The organism is Pseudomonas sp. S3_A03 (assembly GCF_054668275.1).
In genome coordinates this window covers 3,232,827-3,253,221 of the sequence record NZ_CP162753.1, presented here as the reverse complement: position 1 = coordinate 3,253,221, position 20,395 = coordinate 3,232,827, and the positions used below count along the sequence as shown (strand labels likewise).

Here is a 20,395-nt window from a genome sequence, read left to right as displayed (position 1 = left end):
CTACGTGGCTGGTTTAAAAAAGAAACGAATTGAAATTCGCCACACTCCATATCCGTGGGGGCAGTGGGTGCAGGCTCCCGCCAGCAGCCGGTATTACCTGACAGAGGAAAACTTATGTTCGGTTTGGAGGCGCTAGATCTCGCCCGAATTCAATTTGCGTTCACCATCTCGTTTCACATCCTGTTCCCGGCGATCACTATCGGCCTGGCCAGTTACCTCGCGGTGCTGGAAGGGTTGTGGCTCAAGACCCGCAACGACACCTACCGTGACCTCTACCATTTCTGGTCGAAGATATTTGCCGTCAACTTTGGCATGGGCGTGGTCTCGGGCCTGGTCATGGCCTATCAGTTCGGCACCAACTGGAGTCGCTTCTCGGACTTTGCCGGCGCTGTCACGGGGCCACTGCTTACCTATGAAGTGCTGACGGCCTTCTTCCTCGAGGCCGGTTTCCTTGGCGTGATGCTGTTCGGCTGGAACAAGGTGGGGCGCAAGCTGCACTTCTTCTCCACTGTGATGGTGGCTGTCGGTACGTTGATTTCCACGTTCTGGATCCTCGCGTCCAACAGCTGGATGCAGACGCCGCAAGGTTTCGAAATCATCGACGGCCGGGTGATTCCTACCGATTGGCTGGCGGTGATCTTCAACCCGTCGTTCCCCTACCGCCTGATGCACATGGCCACGGCCGCTTTTGTGGCCACCGCGTTCTTTGTCGGTTCCTCGGCGGCCTGGCACTTGCTGCGCGGCAAGGACAACCCGGCGATCCGCAAAATGCTCTCGATGGCGATGTGGATGGCCCTGATCGTGGCGCCTATCCAGGCCGTGATCGGTGACTTCCACGGCCTCAATACCCTTGAGCACCAGCCGGCGAAAATCGCGGCGATTGAAGGTCACTGGGAAAACAAAGGCAATGAGCCCACGCCGCTGATCCTGTTCGGCTGGCCGGACATGCAGGCCGAAAAAACCAAATACGCGGTGGAAATCCCGTACCTGGGCAGCCTGATCCTGACCCACTCGCTGGACAAACAGGTGCCGGCGCTCAAGGAGTTCCCGCCTGAGGATCGCCCGAACTCGACCGTTGTGTTCTGGTCGTTCCGGGTCATGGTCGGCCTGGGCTTGCTGATGATCTTCACCGGGCTGTTCAGCTTGTGGCTGCGTCGGGGCGACAAGATGTACACGTCCAAACCGTTCCTGTACCTGGCGTTGTGGATGGGGCCGTCCGGCCTGATCGCGATTCTTGCCGGTTGGTTCACCACCGAAATCGGCCGCCAGCCGTGGGTGGTCTACGGGCTGATGCGCACAGCGGATGCGTCCTCCGGGCATAGCCTGGCGCAGATGACCATCACCCTGGTGTTGTTCGTGGTGGTGTACTTCGCGCTGTTCGGCGCCGGCTTGGGCTACATGATGCGCCTGGTGCGCAAAGGCCCGGTGATTCACGAAGGCAGCGAGTCGACCCACGGTGGCCCTGGCCAGAAACGCACACCGGCGCGTCCGTTGTCGGCTGCCGACGATGGCACCGACCAAGACCACGACCACATCCAGCACAAGGGGCATTGAGATGGGTATTGATCTTCCGCTGATCTGGGCTGTGATCATCATCTTCGGGATCATGATGTACGTGGTCATGGACGGCTTCGACCTGGGCATCGGCATCCTGTTTCCATTCGTGAAGGGCAAGACCGACCGCGACGTGATGATGAACACCGTGGCGCCCGTATGGGACGGCAACGAAACCTGGCTGGTATTGGGCGGCGCGGGGTTGTTCGGCGCGTTCCCGCTGGCCTACTCGGTGGTGTTGTCGGCGCTGTACCTGCCGTTGATCCTGATGTTGATCGGGCTGATCTTCCGGGGTGTGGCGTTCGAGTTCCGCTTCAAGGCCAAGGACCACAAGCGGCACCTGTGGGACAAGGCGTTTATCGGCGGCTCGATTGCCGCCACCTTCTTCCAGGGCGTGGCGCTGGGGGCGTTCATTGACGGCTTCCCGGTGGTCAACCGGCAGTTCGCCGGCGGCTCGCTGGACTGGTTCACACCGTTCACGATGTTCTGCGGCGTGGCGCTGATCGTGGCGTATGCCTTGCTCGGCTGCACCTGGCTGATCATGAAGACCGAAGGCAAGTTGCAAGAGCAGATGCACAACCTGGCGCGGCCGTTGGCCTTCGTGGTGTTGGCGGTGATCGGCATCGTCAGTATCTGGACCCCGTTGTCGCACCCGGAAATCGCTTCGCGCTGGTTCACCCTGCCGAACCTGTTCTGGTTCCTGCCGGTGCCGCTCCTGGTGCTGGTGACCATGTACGGGCTGGTTCGCGCCGTGGCGCGCAATGCGCACTACACGCCGTTCCTGCTGACGTTGGTGCTGATCTTCCTCGGCTACAGCGGGCTGGGCATCAGCCTGTGGCCGAACATCATTCCGCCTTCAGTGTCGATCTGGGACGCCGCCGCGCCGCCGCAAAGCCAGGGCTTCATGCTGGTGGGCACCTTGTTCATCATCCCGTTCATCCTGGGCTACACCTTCTGGAGCTACTACGTGTTCCGCGGCAAGGTCACCCATGAAGACGGTTATCACTAGGAGGGTCGTCGCATGTCCGGCAAACCTTCGTTGCACGATATCGAACAGGCCGAGAAACAGCCGTTGTGGCGGCGCCTGGGGTGGCTCGCGATGATCTGGACCGGCAGTGTGCTGGCCCTGTTTATGGTCGCCAGCCTGATGCGCATGTTTATGAATGCGGCCGGCCTGACCACGCATTGACATCCCGATCCGGGCCTCGCGGCCCGGTTTTCCAACCCTGCCGTTCGCGAGATCGGCAGGGTTTTTTTATTTGCGTGCCTTGAGGATGACGAATTTCGGCGTCGCGGCCACCTGCTCGACACCCCGGAACAGGCGCGCCAGCTTGCTGTGATAACCCAGGTGACGGTTGCCGACGATATACAGCGCGCCTCCGACCACCAGCGCTTCGCGGGCTTGCTGGAACATGCGCCAGGCAAGGAAGTCACCCACTACCTGCTGCTGGTGGAACGGTGGGTTGCACAGCACCACGTCCAGGGACTGCGGTTCCTGGCCGGCCAGGCCATCGCCGGCGCGGACCGTCACCGCGCGGTCGCCCAGCGCGGCCTGCCAGTTCTCGGCGGCGGACTGCACGGCCATATACGACTCGTCCAGCAAGGTGTACTGCGCGTCAGGGTTGTACAGCGCGCTGGCAATCGCCAACACGCCGTTGCCGCAGCCCAGGTCCGCCACGCGCGCGTTGCCCAGGCCCTTGGGCAGGTGCGGCAGGAACGCGCGGGTGCCGATGTCCAGGCCTTCGCGGCAGAACACGTTGGCGTGGTTGAGCAGTTCGATGGCGGGGGTTTCCAGGGTATAGCGCGTCGGGTAGGGCGAGACCGCCGCCGGCCGATCCGCAAGGGTCGCGATCAGCAGTCGTGCTTTCTTCACGGCCAATGAAGCATGCATCGGCCCGATATAGCGCTCCAGCAATTCACCGGCCGCCCGTGGCAGATGCTTGACCATTGCCCCGGCAATCACTTCGGCGCCCGGTGCCAGTTGGCCTTGCAGGCGGATCAGTTGCTCCTCCAACAACGCCAGGGTCTTGGGCACACGGACCAGCACGCGGTCGAAAGGGCCGGTGGGGGTTTGGCTGGCAGGTACGAACGTCACGGCATCAAACGTCTTGCCGTTGCGTACCAGGTTTTTCTCCAGCCCTTGCGCGGCGAGGAATGAGTCGCCACTGGACGTCACCTGCACCCGGCCTGCCAGGCTGGCGGCCAGGGCGCCGAAGCTGTCGTTGAGCACCAGCACGCGGGTTGCCGCATCAGGCTGTTGTTCGGCCAAGTGGCTGAGCAAGTACTCATCGGCGGCATCGAAGGCTTGCAGCGGATCGTTATGCTGTTCGGGCTGGCGGATCAGATCGAGCTGGGCGAAGGGGCTTTCGAGCAGGGGCATGGCGGGGGAAACTCTGGGTAATCGAACCATCCGGGGGAACGGCGGCGCGAGATTGCTAACTGCGTCATCACCCGGAACTGGTCGAGAATGTTACGTTTTTTCCGCAAGGATTACATGAGGCGTTTAAAGAAACCCGGCCTTCGCTGCCACCATGACGGCGGCGATCTTATTATTGACGCCCAGCTTTCGCATCGAACTGCAGTTGTGAAAACCGACGGTACGTTCAGACAAACACAAAATCTTGGCGATCTCGCCCGCGGTCTTGCCCAATGCCGACCAACGGAGCACTTCGATCTCACGCGGCGTCAAGTTACCGCAGGGCTTATCAGCGGGTTCGTTCGTGTATTTGTGCGCTACAACGGTGTGCATTGCGTGGCACAGCCACAGGGCATTGCCGGCTTTTTCGTAAAGCTCCTCCGGGGTGATCTCACGTTTACTTCGGCCCAGCGTCAGCATACTGAACACGCCCCTTGGCCCGTGCAGCGGTTGGGTCCACCCCAAGTGCACACCATGGGTCTTGGCCAATGCCCACAGATTAGGAGCGCCGTTGAAAGAGGTTTCGTGCCAGACGAAAGGCAGTACGGAGCGCTGGCAGTGGGCTACAACCGGGTCGTCGTCAGAGAAGGCTGCTTGTTTATAAAGGTGGTTCCACTCATCTGGATAGTTGTTTTTTTCAAACAGATTTTTTGGGTGCGTAAGTTGATGGGTACTCATCTTAAAGGAACAGAATTGGAAGCCGAGTGCGAATGTCTCGTTGATAACCATTTCAAAAACATCGGTGATCTGGTCTTCCTCTTCCTGTCTTGGGAGCCGTGTGTTGCGCCAGTTGACCATCTATAACTCTCCATGAATGTCTGTGTGACTTGGGTACGTCCTGAATCCCAACGAAGCACGGAAATGATTGTAGGATAACGGCTACTTGTTGGTGGGAAAAAAGTTTATCTCCCCGCAGTATTTAAAAAATCTGATTTTGTACAAGGTGTTTTGTTTTGTATAAGAGGGTTTAGGCATCAGTAAAAATTTTATTTAATTTAAGGCGTTGTAAGTGATGCCAAATTGATGGCTAGTTAAATCATTTACGTCATCTGGCGGTATAGGCCGGCCCATTAATAGCGAAATGATTAGTTGATTTTAAACAAGGTTTTTGCGGTGAATTCCCGCAAAAAAATAAAGGTTTTTACAACGTATCAGCGCGTAAAAGATGCGGGGCCGCAATACCGCACAAATCACCGGTGTTAGCCGGTGCGACTTTGAGGGACACTAGGGCTCTGTGCAAAACGGAGTTCCCCATGACGGCCAGTGCTGAAAAATTCACCCGCCAGACATTGCTCGATGTGCAATCGCTGACCCCCAGCCTGTTTACCCTGCGTACCACCCGCGATCCGGGTTTTCGGTTTACCGCCGGCCAGTTCGTGCGCCTGGGTGTGACCAAGGCCGACGGCACTACGGTGTGGCGCGCCTATTCCGTGGTGTCTTCACCCTTTGATGAACATTTGGATTTCTTCTCGATTGTGGTTCCAGGAGGCGAGTTCACCAGTGAGCTGAGTCGCCTGCGGGTAGGCGACACGCTGATGGTGGAACGCCAGGCCACGGGCTTCCTGACCCTGAACCGCTTCGTGGACGGCCGCGACTTGTGGCTGCTGGGCACCGGCACCGGGGTAGCGCCATTTCTTTCGATCCTGCAGGACTTCGAGGCCTGGGAAAAATTCGAGCGCATCATTCTGGTGTACAGCGCCCGGGAAGCCAAAGAGCTGGCCTATCAATCGTTGATCAACGAGCTGGGGCAGCGTGAGTACCTGGCCGAATACGCACATAAGTTGACCTACCTACCGATTGTCACCCGTGAACAGCATCCGGGCGCGCTGAATGGGCGCATTACCGCGTTGATTGAAAATGGCGAACTGGAACGCGCAGCCGGCGTTGAACTGACCCCTGAGCATTCCCGCGTGCTGATTTGCGGTAACCCGCAAATGGTCGATGACACCCGCCAGTTGCTCAAACAACGTGACCTGCAACTGAGCCTGAGCCGCCGCCCAGGGCAAGTGGCGGTGGAAAACTACTGGTAATAAAAAAGGCGCCTGCAAACAGGCGCCTTTTTTGCTAGCTCAGGCGGATTAAAGCGGTTTGTCGTTCTGTGCCTTGAGCAGGTCGCGAATCTCGCCCAGCAGCACCTCTTCCTTGCTCGGCGTCGGCGGCAGGCTTGGCGCCACGGCTTCTTCGCGCTTGAGGCGGTTGATGGCCTTCACGCCCATAAGAGATCGCAAACGCGACAATCACGAAGTCGATCACGCTCTGGATAAACTTGCCGTACGCCAGCACCACGGCGGGCGCATCGCCCTGGGCCGCTTTGAGCGTCACCGCCAGGTCACCGAAATCCACGCCGCCGATCAACAGGCCAATCGGGGGCATCACCACGTCGCCTACGAACGAGGAAACAATTTTGCCGAAGGCGGCGCCGATGATGATACCGACGGCCATGTCGACCACATTACCTTTGACCGCGAAGGCCTTGAACTCACTGATCACGCCCATAGGTTATTCCTTGTTACAGATGAGAAGGGTGGAGCCCAGTGTAAGTCAGACGTAGCAGGCTTGCCCGACACAACTGTTAACACTGTTAGTTTTTATCGACACATTAAATCGCAAATAGTTTGCAAAGTGCCATCAATCGCGCGCGGAATACCCGTCATTTCAGTGGGTTACTACACTATTTTCTCAATCGCCCTGGTGGGCTATTTCTATTTATCTTCTGACTCGCGGGTCACTAGCCTCTGGCAAGCACAACTGAATGTGCATTAAAAAAACCAGAGGAAACCTCGATGAACAAGTCAATGAGCCGCGGGCCGTTGCTGGCGCGTCACGTAGTGGCGCTGGCGACCGCCAGCCTGCTTTCCCTGTCGGTGCAGGCCGCCAACCTGACCCGCGATAACGGCGCCGCGGTAGGCGACAACCAGAACTCGCAAACCGCCGGCGCCAACGGCCCGGTGCTGCTGCAAGACGTGCAGTTGATCCAGAAACTGCAGCGCTTTGACCGCGAGCGTATCCCGGAGCGCGTGGTGCACGCACGTGGCACCGGTGCCCACGGTACCTTCACCGTCACCGATAACCTCAGCGACCTGACCAAGGCCAAAGTCTTTGCCGCCGGCGAAGCGACCCCGGTATTCGTGCGCTTCTCGGCCGTGGTGCATGGCAACCACTCGCCGGAAACACTGCGTGATCCACGCGGCTTCGCCACCAAGTTCTACACCGCCGAGGGTAATTGGGACTTAGTGGGTAATAACTTCCCGACGTTCTTTATCCGCGACGCCATCAAGTTCCCGGACATGGTCCACGCCTTTAAACCGGACCCCCGCACTAACCTGGATGACGACTCCCGCCGTTTTGACTTCTTCTCCCATGTTCCCGAGTCCACGCGTACGCTCACCGAGTTGTATTCCGATGCCGGCACGCCTGCCAGTTATCGGGAAATGGACGGCAACGGCGTACATGCCTACAAGTTGATTAACGCCAAGGGCGAAGTGCACTACGTCAAGTTCCATTGGAAGAGCCTGCAGGGCATCAAGAACCTTGACCCAAAACAAGTCACCGAGGTACAGGGCCGTGACTACAGCCATATGACTAACGACTTGGTCACGCACATCAACAAGGGCGACTTCCCCAAGTGGGATCTGTATGTGCAAGTGCTCAAACCTGAAGACTTGGCCAAGTTCGACTTCGACCCGCTGGACGCGACCAAGATCTGGCCGAATGTGCCCGAGCGCAAAGTCGGGCAAATGGTGCTGAACCGCAACCCGGCGAATGTGTTCCAGGAAACCGAGCAAGTAGCCATGGCCCCCGCCAACCTGGTGCCGGGTATCGAGCCGTCGGAAGACCGCCTGCTGCAAGGCCGGGTGTTCTCCTACGCCGACACGCAGATGTACCGCCTGGGTGCCAACGCGTTGCAATTGCCGATCAACGCCCCACGGGCCACCGTCAACAACGGTAACCAGGATGGCGCGATGAACGTCGGCAAAACCACCACGGGTGTGAATTACCAGCCAAGCCGCCTGATGCCGCGCGAAGAGCCGCAAGCCGCGCGATACAGCCAGTCGGCGCTGGTGGGCAGTACCCAGCAGGCGAAGATCCAGCGCGAGCAGAACTTCAAGCAGGCCGGTGACCTGTACCGCTCCTACAACCAGAAGGAGCGCCAGGACTTGATCGACAACTTCGGCGGCTCCCTGGCCACCACCGATGACGAGAGCAAGCACATCATCCTGTCGTTCCTCTACAAGGCAGACCCGGAGTACGGCACGGGCGTGACCAAGGTTGCCAAGGGTGACCTGGCGCGCGTGAAGGCGCTGGCTGAAAAACTGACGGACTGACCCGTTGGTTCCGGTCGACGCCCAAGGGGGCGTCGACCTCTGACAGGAGAACCCTATGCGTATTTCTATCGGTTTATTGATGGCCATGCTGGCCCTTGTCGCCCATGCCGAGCCACCCGAGCCAGCGGCACTCAAGGCACAGCTGCAGGATTATTACTTCGACGCCGCCCGCCGTGGCGACGTCGACATGCTCAATACCTTTATCGAGGCCGGCTACAGCCTCAACGCCCAGGACGACAAGGGTTATACCGCCCTGATCCTCGCCGCGTACCACGGTGAAGGCGCCTATGTGGACCGCCTGCTCGCCGCCGGCGCCGATGCCTGCGTGCAGGACAATCGCGGCAATACGGCGTTGATGGGCGCAATCTTCAAGGGCGAGCTGAAAATCGCCCAGCGCCTGCTGGCCACTGACTGCAACCCCGACCAACGCAACGGTGCCGGGCAGACGGCAGCCATGTACGCCGGCTTGTTCAAGCGCGTGGAGTTGCTCGACGCCTTGAAAGCCAAGGGCGCTGACCTGAATGCCGAAGACCCGGTCGGCAACAGTGCTTCACGATTGGCCGGCGGTGAAATCCGGACCCCGGCGTCGCGCTGAGCTATCATCGCGGTTTTTCGGTTGGAGGTTCTCAAATGGCAAAGGCCAAGCGCATGTACGGCTGCACCGAGTGCGGCGCGACCTTTCCCAAGTGGGCCGGCCAGTGCGGCGAGTGTGGGGCCTGGAACACGCTCACCGAAACCATGATCGAGAGCGGCGGCGCGGCAGCCCCTACCGGCCGTGCCGGCTGGACCGGGCAACAGGCGCAGATCAAGACCCTGGCCGAAGTCAGCGTCGAAGAGATCCCAAGGTTTTCCACCGCCTCCGGCGAGCTGGACCGGGTGTTGGGCGGCGGCCTGGTGGACGGTTCGGTGGTACTGATCGGCGGCGACCCCGGTATCGGCAAATCCACCATCCTGCTGCAAACCCTGTGCAGCATCGCCAGCCGCATGCCGGCGCTGTACGTCACCGGCGAAGAGTCTCAGCAGCAAGTGGCCATGCGCGCGCGCCGCCTGGGCTTGCCCCAGGATCAACTGCGGGTCATGACCGAAACCTGCATCGAAAGCATCATCGCCACGGCCCGCATCGAAAAACCCAAGGTCATGGTGATCGACTCGATCCAGACGATTTTCACCGAGCAACTGCAATCGGCGCCCGGCGGCGTGTCCCAGGTGCGCGAGAGTGCGGCGCTGCTGGTGCGTTATGCCAAGCAGAGCGGCACGGCGATCTTCCTCGTCGGCCATGTGACCAAGGAGGGCGCGTTGGCCGGGCCACGGGTGTTGGAGCATATGGTCGATACCGTGCTGTATTTCGAAGGCGAATCCGACGGCCGCTTGCGCTTGCTGCGGGCGGTGAAGAACCGCTTCGGCGCCGTGAACGAGTTGGGCGTATTCGCCATGACCGACCGGGGGCTGAAAGAAGTCTCCAACCCGTCGGCGATTTTTCTGACCCGTGCCCAGGAAGAAGTCCCGGGGAGCGTGGTGATGGCAACGTGGGAAGGTACCCGGCCGATGCTGGTGGAAGTGCAGGCGCTGGTGGATGACAGTCACCTGGCCAACCCTCGCCGGGTAACGCTTGGCCTGGATCAGAACCGACTGGCAATGTTGCTGGCGGTATTGCACCGGCACGGCGGCATTCCTACCCACGACCAGGATGTATTCCTCAACGTGGTGGGCGGGGTCAAAGTGCTGGAAACCGCTTCCGACCTGGCCTTGATGGCAGCGGTGATGTCCAGCCTGCGTAACCGGCCGTTGCCCCACGACTTGCTGGTGTTTGGCGAGGTTGGCCTGTCCGGCGAAGTACGCCCGGTACCCAGCGGCCAGGAACGCCTCAAGGAGGCCGCCAAGCACGGCTTCAAGCGCGCCATCGTGCCCAAGGGCAATGCGCCGAAGGAGGCGCCGGCGGGCTTGCAGATTATTGCGGTAACACGCCTGGAGCAGGCATTGGATGCACTTTTCGAATGAATCAGGAAGGCACGCTATGCAACGTTTGAACTACCGGGCAATCGCTGCCCTGTGTGTCGCCCTGGCCGTATCGCCGGCCATGGCGTGGGCGGCTGAACTGCCCGCGGGTTATCGCCTGGCGCAAAAACTGTCGATGGAAGATGGCAGCGCGTTGCAAGTGCTGGAAGACCAGCGCATCAGCGCGCAGATGCATAAAGACAGCTGGGGCAGCGGGCTGGATGCGGACTCGTTCGACGACACCGCCGATCTGCTGGAGAACCCGCTGCTTGAGGCGCAAGTGCGCCTGGTATCGCCTGCCGGTGATGTGATCGCACACCAGAACCTGGGCTATCCGTTGGCCAAGGTCAAGAAAGCGCCGCTTAAAGGGCAGCCTGAACCTGTGTATTTTCTGACCATCGACCAGACCGCGCCGATGGGCAGTTACAGCGGGCCTGCCACCCAATTGCTGCTGCCGGCCAAACAGCAACTCAAACCGGTGAATTACACCGGCGCCGACGGCAAGGTCGAGCCCTTGACCCTGGCGCGTACCGGCAAGGCCGAGTGGAAGGTCGTGAGCGCCAGCGGCGGCGCGGATGAACTGTTGCAGGTGTCGTCCTTCATGGACGGCGAGGGCGAGGACGATTTTGCCACCCGATACGAGACCTATCGTTTTGTCGATGGGCAATGGCGGGGCGTGTCCAGCCAGAAAAAAGGCTATTGGGACACGGAAAGCGAGTTTCCCGCGCGTAAGGCGTTTCCCTGAGCCATCACACGTGCAGCAACGCGCCGAGTTCCCGCTCTAGTTCTTGCTGATCACCCAGGTTCAACTCGACCAGCCGCCGCAGGTGGCTGATCGAGTCCAGATCGATTTCCTTGCACTCAAAGCCTAATTGGCCGTGGTCGTCGTGGGTCAGTTTTACCCGCATCTTTATATGCGCCTTCGGGTCCAGGCGGATGTCGACTTCGAAGGGGAGTGCGTTATTGCCTTTCCAGGACTCGGGCCGTTTTATCGCCAAGCCTTTCAGCGACAGATCCAGCAATTTAACCGGCCATTCCTGGCCGTTTTGTCGAACTTCGGTCTTGGCGTCAATCGCAATCCGGCGGAAACAGCGGCGGTCGGACGGGTGATCGGTCATGGTGAAACCCTCGATGGATAGAAGCAGTGTAGCCCTGCGCCATCACTTAGCCTTTATTTCGGCTTTTTTTGCCGTTGCAAGGCTCTAGACCAACGTAGGGGGGTGGCCTTTAAAGCCAACAGCGCTAAACTCCGGATGCTGTCCTTTCTGTCCACCCTGGCTGGAATATAAAAATGAAAAATAATAATAGCCTGCTACGCCACCTACCCTGGCTGGTGCTGGCAATCGTAGGAGCGTGCGCCCTTGGCGTAGTGGCATTGCGCCGCGGCGAGGCGATCAACGCCTTGTGGATTGTGGTTGCCGCAGTGGCCATCTACCTGGTTGCTTATCGCTACTACAGCCTGTTCATCGCGAATAACGTGATGCAACTCGACCCACGGCGGGCCACCCCCGCAGTGATCAATAACGACGGTCTGGACTATGTGCCGACCAACAAACACATTCTGTTCGGTCACCACTTTGCGGCGATTGCCGGCGCAGGCCCGTTGGTCGGCCCGGTACTGGCGGCGCAAATGGGCTACCTGCCCGGCACGCTCTGGCTGATCGCCGGCGTGGTGCTGGCCGGTGCGGTGCAGGACTTCATGATCCTGTTCCTGTCCACCCGTCGCAACGGCCGTTCCCTGGGGGACATGGTTCGCGAAGAGATGGGCCGCATTCCGGGCACCATCGCGCTGTTTGGCTGCTTCCTGATCATGATCATCATCCTCGCGGTGCTGGCGCTGATCGTGGTCAAGGCCCTGGCCGAGAGCCCATGGGGCATTTTCACGGTGATGGCGACCATCCCGATCGCGATGTTCATGGGCATTTACATGCGCTACATCCGCCCGGGCCGCATCGGTGAAATTTCGGTCATCGGCGTGGCGTTGCTGCTGGGTTCGATCTGGCTGGGCGGGCAGATTGCCGCTGACCCGGTCTGGGCCAAGGCGTTCAGCTTCACCGGGATCCAGATCACCTGGATGCTGATCGGCTACGGTTTCGTCGCGGCAGTGCTGCCGGTCTGGCTGATTCTGGCACCGCGTGACTACCTCTCCACGTTCCTGAAAATCGGCACCATCATTGCCCTGGCAATCGGCATCCTGGTGACCATGCCCGACCTGAAAATGCCGGCGCTGACCCAGTTCATCGATGGCACTGGCCCGGTGTGGAAGGGCGGCCTGTTCCCATTCCTGTTCATCACCATCGCCTGCGGCGCGGTCTCGGGCTTCCACGCGCTGATCTCCTCGGGCACCACGCCCAAGTTGCTGGCCAGTGAAAGCCATGCCCGCTATATCGGTTATGGCGGCATGTTGATGGAGTCGTTCGTCGCCATCATGGCGATGGTTGCCGCGTCGGTGATCGAGCCTGGCGTGTACTTCGCCATGAACAGCCCTGCGGCGATTGTCGGGACCGACGTGGTGACCGTGGCGCAGACCGTCAGCAACTGGGGCTTTGCAATTACCCCTGAGGCGTTGTCGGCCGTGGCCCATGACATCGGTGAAACCACCATCCTGGCACGTGCCGGCGGTGCGCCGACATTGGCCGTGGGTATCGCGCAGATCCTGCACAGTGTGCTGCCGGGTGAAAACACCATGGCGTTCTGGTACCACTTTGCGATCCTGTTCGAAGCGCTGTTCATCCTGACCGCGGTTGACGCCGGCACCCGTGCCGGTCGCTTCATGTTGCAGGACCTGCTGGGTTCCTTCGTGCCGGCGCTCAAGCGCACCGAATCCTGGACCGCCAACCTGATCGCAACGGCCGGTTGCGTGGCGATGTGGGGCTACCTGCTGTACCAAGGCGTGATCGACCCACTGGGCGGCATCAACACCTTGTGGCCGCTGTTCGGTATCTCCAACCAGATGCTGGCGGGTATCGCGCTGATGCTGGCGACCGTTGTGCTGATCAAAATGAAGCGCCAACGCTACATCTGGGTGACCATGCTGCCGGCGGTCTGGCTGCTGATCTGCACCACCACAGCGGGCTTCATCAAGCTGTTCGACGCTAACCCGGCGATCGGCTTCCTGTCGCTGGCCAAGAAGTACAGCGATGCCCTGGCAGGCGGCCAGATCCTGGCGCCGGCCAAGAGCATCGACCAGATGCAGCACGTGATCTGGAACGCCTACACCAACGCAACGCTGACGGCGCTGTTCCTGTTCGTGGTATTCAGCATCCTGTTCTATGCGCTCAAGGTCGGTGTCGCCGCCTGGGGCAACAAAGAACGCACGGATAAAGAAGCCCCGTTCCAGGCCGTACCGGACGCTTGATCGAGGATTGCAGCGATGTTCAATGACATCAGTCGCCTCGGTAAATACCTCGGTCAGGCCGCGCGCCTGATGGTCGGCATGCCCGACTACGACACTTACGTCGAGCATATGCAGACCAAACACCCGGACAAACCGGTGATGGACTACAAGGCGTTCTTCCGGGAACGCCAGGAAGCCCGTTACGGTGGCAAGGGTGGGCCCAAGTGCTGCTGACCCGATAGTTCGGGCCAGTGGTGATCTATTGTGGGAGGGGGCTTGCTCCCGATAGCGGTGTGTCAGTGACAGATAACTGCCTGACACACTGCTATCGGGAGCAGGCCCTCTCCCACATTTGTTTTGTGTTTCTTCAGTCATAAGGAGAACTGTCTTTGTCCTCTCCCATCCCCGTCACCGTCCTCAGTGGCTTCCTCGGCGCCGGCAAGACCACCTTGCTGCGCCACCTGCTCAAAGCCGAGCACGGCCTTAAAATCGCCGTGATCGAAAACGAATTCAGCGACGCCGGCATCGACACCCAACTGTTGGGCGCAGAACCGGTGCAAGTCATGACCCTGTCCAACGGTTGCGTGTGCTGCACCATCCACACCGACCTGACCAAAGCCCTTTACCTGCTGCTGGAGCGCCTGGACAGCGGTGAAATTGCCTTCGACCGCCTGGTCATCGAATGCACCGGCCTGGCTGACCCCGCTCCCGTGGCCCAGACCTTTTTCATCGATGAAGACCTGCGCGAGCGTTACATCCTCGACGGCATCATCACCCTGGTCGATGCGGCCCACGCCGAGCATCACCTGACCCAAACCATCGCCCAGGCGCAGATCGGTTTCGCCGACCGCCTGCTGGTCAGCAAACGTGATCTGGTAGACGACGCGACCTTCGACGCCCTCAGCGAACGCCTGACGCGTATCAACCGTCGCGCGCCGATCCGTGTGGTAAACCACGGCAACATCGACCTCGCCGAGTTGCTCGATGTGCGCGGCTTCAACCTCAACGCCGGCATGAGCCTGCGCCCGGTGAGCAAGGCGCCGTCCATCGACCGTATCTCCAGCCTGGTGCTGCGCACCAACCAACCGCTGGATATCGACCGCCTCAGTGAATTCATGAACGAGTTGTTGGAAGACCACGGCAAGCAACTGCTGCGCTACAAGGGCGTGCTGAACATTGCCGGGGAGGATCGGCGCATGGTGTTCCAGGGGGTGTTGAAGCTCTATGGCTTCGACTGGGATACCGAATGGGCCGAAGGCGAGACGCGGGAAAGTGTGATTGTGTTTATTGCCGATGAGTTGCCGGAAGACAAGATTCGCCAAGGCTTTGCCAAGGTCTACCAGTCCTGATTTGGGGATTGCATTTCAAACGGGCATAAATAAAAAAGCCCGGCTCAAGAGCCGGGCTTCTTATTCAGGCAGCTACTATCAAGCGCCGTACACCGGCAGCTTTTTGCAAATGGCCTTGACCTTCTCACGGACCGCGTCGATCACGGCTTCGTTGTTCAGGTCTGCCAGGATGTCGCAGATCCAGCCGGCCAGTTCCTTGCACTCTGTTTCCTTGAAGCCACGAGTGGTCACGGCCGGGGTGCCGAAGCGCAGGCCCGAGGTGACGAACGGCGAGCGTGGGTCGTTTGGCACGGAGTTCTTGTTCACGGTGATGAAGGCTTTGCCCAGGGCAGCGTCCGCATCTTTACCGGAAATGTCCTGCTTGATCAGCGACAGCAGGAACAGGTGGTTCTCGGTACCGCCGGACACGACATCAAAGCCGCGCTCGATAAACACGCCGGCCATGGCCTTGGCGTTCTTCACCACTTGTTGCTGGTAGGTCTTGAACTCAGGCTGCAGGGCTTCCTTGAAGCAGATCGCTTTAGCGGCGATCACGTGCTCCAGCGGGCCACCCTGGGCGCCAGGGAATACGGCGGAGTTCAGCTTCTTCTCGATCTCGGCGTTGGCGCGCGCCAGGATCAGGCCGCCACGTGGACCGCGCAGGGTCTTGTGCGTGGTGGTGGTGACCACGTCAGCGAAAGGCACCGGGTTCGGGTAGACGCCAGCGGCGACCAGACCGGCCACGTGGGCCATGTCGACGAACAGGTAGGCGCCGACTTTGTCGGCGATTGCGCGAAAGCGCGGGAAATCCAGGATCTGCGAGTAGGCCGAGAAACCGGCCACGATCATTTTTGGCTTGTGCTCGACCGCCAGGCGCTCGACTTCGTCGTAGTCGATCAGGCCGTTGGCATCGATACCGTATTGAACGGCGTTGTACAGCTTGCCGGAGGAGGAAACGCTGGCGCCGTGGGTCAGGTGACCGCCGTGGGCCAGGCTCATGCCCAGGATGGTGTCGCCGCCTTGCAGCAGGGCCAGGTACACCGCGCTGTTGGCTTGGGAGCCGGCGTGCGGCTGGACGTTGGCGTAATCGGCGCCGAACAGCTCTTTTGCACGGTCGATGGCCAACTGCTCAACCACGTCGACGTACTCGCAACCGCCGTAGTAGCGCTTGCCTGGGTAGCCTTCGGCGTACTTGTTGGTCAGAACCGAACCTTGAGCCTCCATGACCGCAGGGCTGGTGTAGTTTTCCGAAGCGATCAGCTCGATGTGCTCTTCCTGGCGCACGGCTTCTTGCTCCATGGCGGCGAAGAGATCGGCGTCGTACTTGGCAATGGTCAAATCACGGCTGAACATGGCGGTCCTCAAGGATCGGGGGCAGAAAAGGAGGGCATTCTAACCCAATGGGTTTTAGATGGCATATGAAAGGACATCATGTCGCGGACAAGTGGGGCTCATCTGGGGGTGGGCGGTGTCTGTGCCGGCCTCATCGGGAGCAAGCCCCACCACAGCAGCATGTCAGTCGAACATGAACAGCGCGTCATTGCTGAACTGCGCCTCGAACCGATTCGCCGGCATCGGTCGCCCAAACAGGTAGCCCTGTACTTCATCGCAGCCATGCTCGCGCAGGAAGTCCAGTTGTTCATGGGTTTCCACACCCTCGGCGATCACCGCCAGGTTCAGGCTGTGGGCCATGGCGATAATCGCGCGGGCGATCTGCGCGTCCTGCTCGCCGGACGGCAGGCCGTCGACGAAGGTACGGTCGATCTTCAAGACGTCGATAGGGAACTGCTTGAGGTAGTTGAGCGAGGAATAACCGGTGCCGAAGTCGTCCACCGCGATGCTCAGGCCCAGGTTTTTCAGGCTGTCGAGGATGTGCATGGCTTCGTTGACTTCGCGCATCAGGATGCTTTCGGTCAGCTCCAGTTCCAGGCACGCCGGCGGCAGGCCGGTGTCTTTGAGGATAGTGGCGATGCGCGTGCCCAGTTGCCCGTCGGAGAACTGCCGCGCCGAGATGTTCACCGACACTTTCGGCACGCGGACCTTGTTCTGATGCCAGGTCTTGAGCTGGCGACAGGCTTCGCTGATCACCCAGTCGCCGACATCCACGACCAGGCCCAATTCTTCCAGCACCGGGATAAAGTCCCCCGGCGGCACCAGCCCGCGACGTGGATGGCGCCAGCGCAGCAAAGCCTCGGCGCCGGTGAGGCGTTTGCCGTCGCCGCTGAACTGCGGTTGGTAATAAAGCACGAATTCGTTCTGGTCCAGGGCGTGGCGCAGGTCGCTTTCCAGCTCCAGGCGTTCCAGGGCGCTGGCGTTCATGTCGGCCTGGTAGAACTGGAAGTTGTTCTTGCCGCGCTCCTTGGCGTGATACATCGCGGTGTCGGCGTTTTTCATCAGTTGGCTCAGCTCGTTGCCGTCCTGGGGGCTGAGGGCGATGCCGATACTGGCGGTCACGAAGAATTCGCGGCCTTCGAGCACGAAGGGTTTTACCAGGCTGGCGAGGATCTGCTCGGCCACGTGAATCGCACGGTTCAGCGCCATCTCGCGGCTCAGGCGCGGTTGCAGCAGCAAGGTAAACTCGTCACCCCCCATGCGCGCCACCGTATCGTCTTCGGCCACGCAGCCGAGCAGGCGGGTGGCCATTTCCTTGAGCATGCGGTCGCCGGCGGCGTGGCCCAGGGAGTCGTTGATCGGCTTGAAACGGTCGAGGTCGAGGAACATCAGCACCACCCACGACTTCTGCCGCTCTGCCGACTGCAACGCGGTGTGCAGGCGGTCCTGGAACAGTGTGCGGTTGGGCAGGTGGGTCAGGGCGTCGTAATACGCCAGGCGGTGGATGCGTTGTTCGCTGGCCTTGCGCTCGCTGATATCACTGAAAAAGCACACGTAGCTGGCCAAATCGCCTTCATCGTCGAACACGGCGGTAATGCCGACCCAGGCAGGGTAGTGCTCGCCATTGCGGCGCTTGAGCCACACTTCGCCTTCCCAGGTGCTGTGCTGGTGCAGTTGTTTGAGCACGTAGCGCAAGTGCGCTTCCTGTTGCTCGTCAACGGTGAGCATGTTCGGCAATTGGTCGAGTACGTCACTCACCTCATAGCCGCTGACCCGGCTGAACGCCTCGTTGGCCTGCACGATATAGCCCGCCGGGTCGGTGATCAGGATCGCCGACGTGGAGTGCTCGAATACCGTGGCCGCCATGCGCAGGTCTTTTTCGGCCCGGCGTTGCTGGCTGATATCGCGGCCTACCCCCAGGATGCCCTCGAAGGCGCCGTGTTCATCCCACACCAGCACCAGGCGCAACTCGATCGGTACTTTACGACCGTCGGCGCGCAAGCAATCGAACAGGAACAGTTGGGTCTGCACGTCATCGCGCAGCTTGTTCAGCGCCTCGGTATCGCCCAGCGCACGGCTGACTTGCTCCACCAGGCTATAAATGCCGGCCAGTTGCTTTGGGTTGGCGATGATCGACTGCCAGCCGTTCTTGAACACCCAGTCCACGTCGTACCCCAGCACGGCATTCACCGACGGGCTGATGTAGTTGAGCGCCAACTGGCTGTCGGTGGAGCAGATCACGTCGCTGATGCTTTCGGCCAGCATGCGGTAACGCTGTTCACTGTCGCGCAGGGATTCGCTGGCTTCGATCTGGTCGGTGATGTCCTTGGCCACGCCGATGATGCGCGTGACTTGGGTGGTCGTGTCCCGCGCCAGGGCCTGTTCGCGAATATCGAAGCGTCGCCATTGATTGTTGCGATGGCGAAAGCGCAACTGGCATTGCAGTTGGGCGCTATAGCCGGCCTGGCGCTGTTGCAGGCGCAAATCGTGGTAGTGCTCGGCATCTTCGGGGTGCAGCAGGATTTCCCAGAAGTACTCGCCCATTTGCTGCAGTTCGGCCTTTGTGTAGCCGAGGGTGTGCCCGAGGTGGTGGTTGCTGAAAATCATGCGCTGGCTGATCACATCCTGTACGTACAGGTGGTCGGGCACTGTGCGTACGACGTCCGACCAGAAACCTTCACGCTCGACCAGCGACAGTTCGATCAGCTTGCGGCTGGTGATATCGCTGATGCTGAGGATCACCGCATTGAAGTCGTCTTGCTGCTCCGGCAGGCGCATGACCAGCCACAGGTATTGCTCGTTGCCGGCGATGTCCTTGCACTGGATTTCCAGCTCCAGCTGGTTCTGGTGAGTGCGCACCGCTTCGAGTATCTGATGACCGATGGACGTGGCGTTGTCCGGGCAATCATTGATAAGCCGTTCCCAGGCGTCTTCGCAGGACGACACGTTCAGCAGGCGCACCGCCACCTGGTTGACCTCGGTGATGCGCAATTCCTTGAGCAATTGCTTATGCCCATCGGGATGGTCCTGCAACCACAGACGCAGTTGCTCACGGGTCTGCATGTACGGCTTGTCAAAAAAGCTGTTCAGGCCCGAGAGGTCAAGTACACAGAGGGCGACGCCGGTGCCTTCGAAAATATCCTGGTAGCGCCGGCGGCCTTCGTGCACTTGGCGTTGGCGGCGGCGCATGTTCAGCAGCACGATCACCGGGATCAGCGAAAAAGCCAGGCCTAGCAGGCACTTGCCGATAAACGCCGGCAACAGTTGCTCCAGCACGGCCGTACGGTCGAACATCCCGCGCAGTTGCCAGTCGCTTTTGCTTAACGGGGTGACCAGCACGCTTTTATTCAGGTCGTCCGGGGTCAGGGCCCCGTCCCATTGCATCGGCATGCCGCTGTCACGGCTGACTACGCGGTGGTTCAGGCGGTTCTCGATGGCCCACATCGGCCGCTGGCCCTGACTGTCCTGGCGGGTCAGGTTGGCCAGGTAGGCGGGTGCCAGGCGCAGCGCCCAGTACACCCGCGAGCCGCCGCTGGGCTGGTGCAGGAGCAGATAAATGAGGGTGCCGTCGTCGTTGTTGCTCAGGTAATAGGACTGGCCGTGGCTGCGTTGAACCAAGTTTTCGAGCCAGGCGCCGTCCTGGCTGTCGGTGGCGCTGTCGCTGATGATCGCGCCGCTGGGGGCGAGCAGGGCGATACTGCGCAGCTCCGGCAGCGAGCGCTGCAAGGTGCGCATCAAGGCTTGTTGCTGTTCGTTGTCGCGCGGCGGTTCGAGCATCGGGAGCAGGTTGAGGGCGATTTTTGCGCTCAGGGCCATATTCAGGCTGATCTGCTCCGCCAGGTCGGCGCTGTAGTCGATGGTGTATTGCTGCTGGTTTTTCTGGTTTTGCTGCAGTTGATCCAGCAGTTGCCAGAACAATAACGCGAGCAGCATGAGGACGAGCGTCGCCAACGCGCCTTTGAGGGTGCCGTGCAGGGGTGCTCCCGGCGCTATATGAGCGGCGCGCAGAGGAGTGGGCGGCGTGACTTTGGACAAGCTGTGATCCTGCGGTTTGGCTGGATTGGCGCGCGACGTGCACTATAAGCCGGACGCCCAAAGGGCGGCTAGC

General features: G+C 60.3%; 16 protein-coding genes and 1 pseudogene. 11 read left to right on the top strand and 6 right to left on the bottom strand.

Annotated elements, in window-relative coordinates; all coding sequences use genetic code 11:
• Positions 1-114: 114 nt before the first annotated feature.
• Genes AB4O25_RS14765 through AB4O25_RS14755 form a run of 3 tightly spaced genes read left to right on the top strand, consistent with a single transcriptional unit; the run spans position 115 to position 2,743 of the window.
• A complete protein-coding gene (locus AB4O25_RS14765; protein WP_065876759.1) occupies positions 115-1,554 on the top strand; it encodes a cytochrome ubiquinol oxidase subunit I in 1,440 nt (479 codons plus the stop codon).
• A 1-nt stretch (position 1,555) separates the two neighbouring features.
• Positions 1,556-2,563 (top strand): cytochrome d ubiquinol oxidase subunit II, encoded by a 1,008-nt coding sequence (cydB, locus tag AB4O25_RS14760; protein WP_017528877.1) that lies wholly within the window; start codon positions 1,556-1,558, stop codon positions 2,561-2,563.
• A gap of 12 nt (positions 2,564-2,575) precedes the next feature.
• A complete protein-coding gene (locus tag AB4O25_RS14755) occupies positions 2,576-2,743 on the top strand; it encodes a DUF2474 domain-containing protein (RefSeq protein ID WP_460149708.1) in 168 nt (55 codons plus the stop codon).
• A gap of 66 nt (positions 2,744-2,809) precedes the next feature.
• Here AB4O25_RS14755 and AB4O25_RS14750 read toward each other — a convergent pair whose 3' ends face one another.
• Together AB4O25_RS14750 and AB4O25_RS14745 are read right to left on the bottom strand one after the other, a co-directional pair.
• Positions 2,810-3,934 (bottom strand): methyltransferase, encoded by a 1,125-nt coding sequence (locus AB4O25_RS14750; protein WP_017528875.1) that lies wholly within the window; start codon positions 3,932-3,934, stop codon positions 2,810-2,812.
• Between the two features lie 123 nt (positions 3,935-4,057).
• Positions 4,058-4,768 (bottom strand): helix-turn-helix transcriptional regulator, encoded by a 711-nt coding sequence (locus AB4O25_RS14745; protein ID WP_017528874.1) that lies wholly within the window; start codon positions 4,766-4,768, stop codon positions 4,058-4,060.
• 455 nt (positions 4,769-5,223) lie between these two features.
• Between AB4O25_RS14745 and AB4O25_RS14740 the strand changes: the two genes are divergently transcribed.
• Positions 5,224-6,000, top strand: coding sequence for a ferredoxin--NADP reductase (locus AB4O25_RS14740; protein WP_065876762.1), 777 nt, complete (start codon positions 5,224-5,226; stop codon positions 5,998-6,000).
• Positions 6,001-6,048: 48 nt separating this feature from the next.
• Here the strand turns inward: AB4O25_RS14740 and mscL are convergent.
• Positions 6,049-6,466 (bottom strand): annotated as a pseudogene (gene mscL / locus AB4O25_RS14735) (large-conductance mechanosensitive channel protein MscL).
• A gap of 287 nt (positions 6,467-6,753) precedes the next feature.
• Here mscL and katB point away from each other — a divergent pair.
• From katB to AB4O25_RS14715, 4 genes are read left to right on the top strand one after another with little or no spacing between them, the layout of a single operon-like run.
• The gene (katB, locus tag AB4O25_RS14730; protein ID WP_065876763.1) at positions 6,754-8,295 is read left to right on the top strand and encodes a catalase KatB; all 1,542 of its coding nucleotides are present in this window, start codon (positions 6,754-6,756) and stop codon (positions 8,293-8,295) included.
• 55 nt (positions 8,296-8,350) lie between these two features.
• The gene (locus tag AB4O25_RS14725) at positions 8,351-8,890 is read left to right on the top strand and encodes an ankyrin repeat domain-containing protein (protein WP_135196728.1); all 540 of its coding nucleotides are present in this window, start codon (positions 8,351-8,353) and stop codon (positions 8,888-8,890) included.
• A gap of 35 nt (positions 8,891-8,925) precedes the next feature.
• Positions 8,926-10,293: a DNA repair protein RadA gene (gene radA, locus AB4O25_RS14720; protein WP_017528869.1), complete on the top strand. Its 1,368-nt coding sequence runs from the start codon at positions 8,926-8,928 to the stop codon at positions 10,291-10,293.
• A gap of 16 nt (positions 10,294-10,309) precedes the next feature.
• Positions 10,310-11,035 carry a hypothetical protein gene (locus tag AB4O25_RS14715; RefSeq protein ID WP_083221644.1) on the top strand — a complete coding sequence of 242 codons (726 nt, stop codon included), beginning with the start codon at positions 10,310-10,312 and terminating at the stop codon, positions 11,033-11,035.
• A gap of 4 nt (positions 11,036-11,039) precedes the next feature.
• Here the strand turns inward: AB4O25_RS14715 and AB4O25_RS14710 are convergent, their stop codons facing one another.
• Complete coding sequence (locus AB4O25_RS14710) at positions 11,040-11,408, bottom strand: PilZ domain-containing protein (RefSeq protein WP_017528867.1); 369 nt, start codon at positions 11,406-11,408, stop codon at positions 11,040-11,042.
• Positions 11,409-11,581: 173 nt separating this feature from the next.
• Here AB4O25_RS14710 and AB4O25_RS14705 point away from each other — a divergent pair, with 173 nt between their 5' ends.
• The 3 genes from AB4O25_RS14705 (at position 11,582) to yjiA (ending at position 14,976) form a co-directional block, all read left to right on the top strand.
• Entirely contained in the window at positions 11,582-13,648 is a 2,067-nt protein-coding gene (locus AB4O25_RS14705) for a carbon starvation CstA family protein (RefSeq protein WP_017528866.1), read from the top strand.
• Between the two features lie 15 nt (positions 13,649-13,663).
• The gene (locus tag AB4O25_RS14700; protein WP_003194308.1) at positions 13,664-13,861 is read left to right on the top strand and encodes a YbdD/YjiX family protein; all 198 of its coding nucleotides are present in this window, start codon (positions 13,664-13,666) and stop codon (positions 13,859-13,861) included.
• 155 nt (positions 13,862-14,016) lie between these two features.
• Entirely contained in the window at positions 14,017-14,976 is a 960-nt protein-coding gene (gene yjiA / locus AB4O25_RS14695; RefSeq protein ID WP_017528865.1) for a GTPase, read from the top strand.
• A 78-nt stretch (positions 14,977-15,054) separates the two neighbouring features.
• Here the strand turns inward: yjiA and glyA are convergent, their stop codons facing one another.
• Both glyA and AB4O25_RS14685 read right to left on the bottom strand, forming a co-directional pair.
• Positions 15,055-16,308, bottom strand: a complete 1,254-nt coding sequence (glyA, locus tag AB4O25_RS14690) for a serine hydroxymethyltransferase (RefSeq protein ID WP_460149706.1) — start codon at positions 16,306-16,308, stop codon at positions 15,055-15,057.
• Between the two features lie 162 nt (positions 16,309-16,470).
• The gene (locus AB4O25_RS14685) at positions 16,471-20,322 is read right to left on the bottom strand and encodes a bifunctional diguanylate cyclase/phosphodiesterase (RefSeq protein ID WP_116079115.1); all 3,852 of its coding nucleotides are present in this window, start codon (positions 20,320-20,322) and stop codon (positions 16,471-16,473) included.
• Positions 20,323-20,395 lie beyond the last annotated feature (73 nt).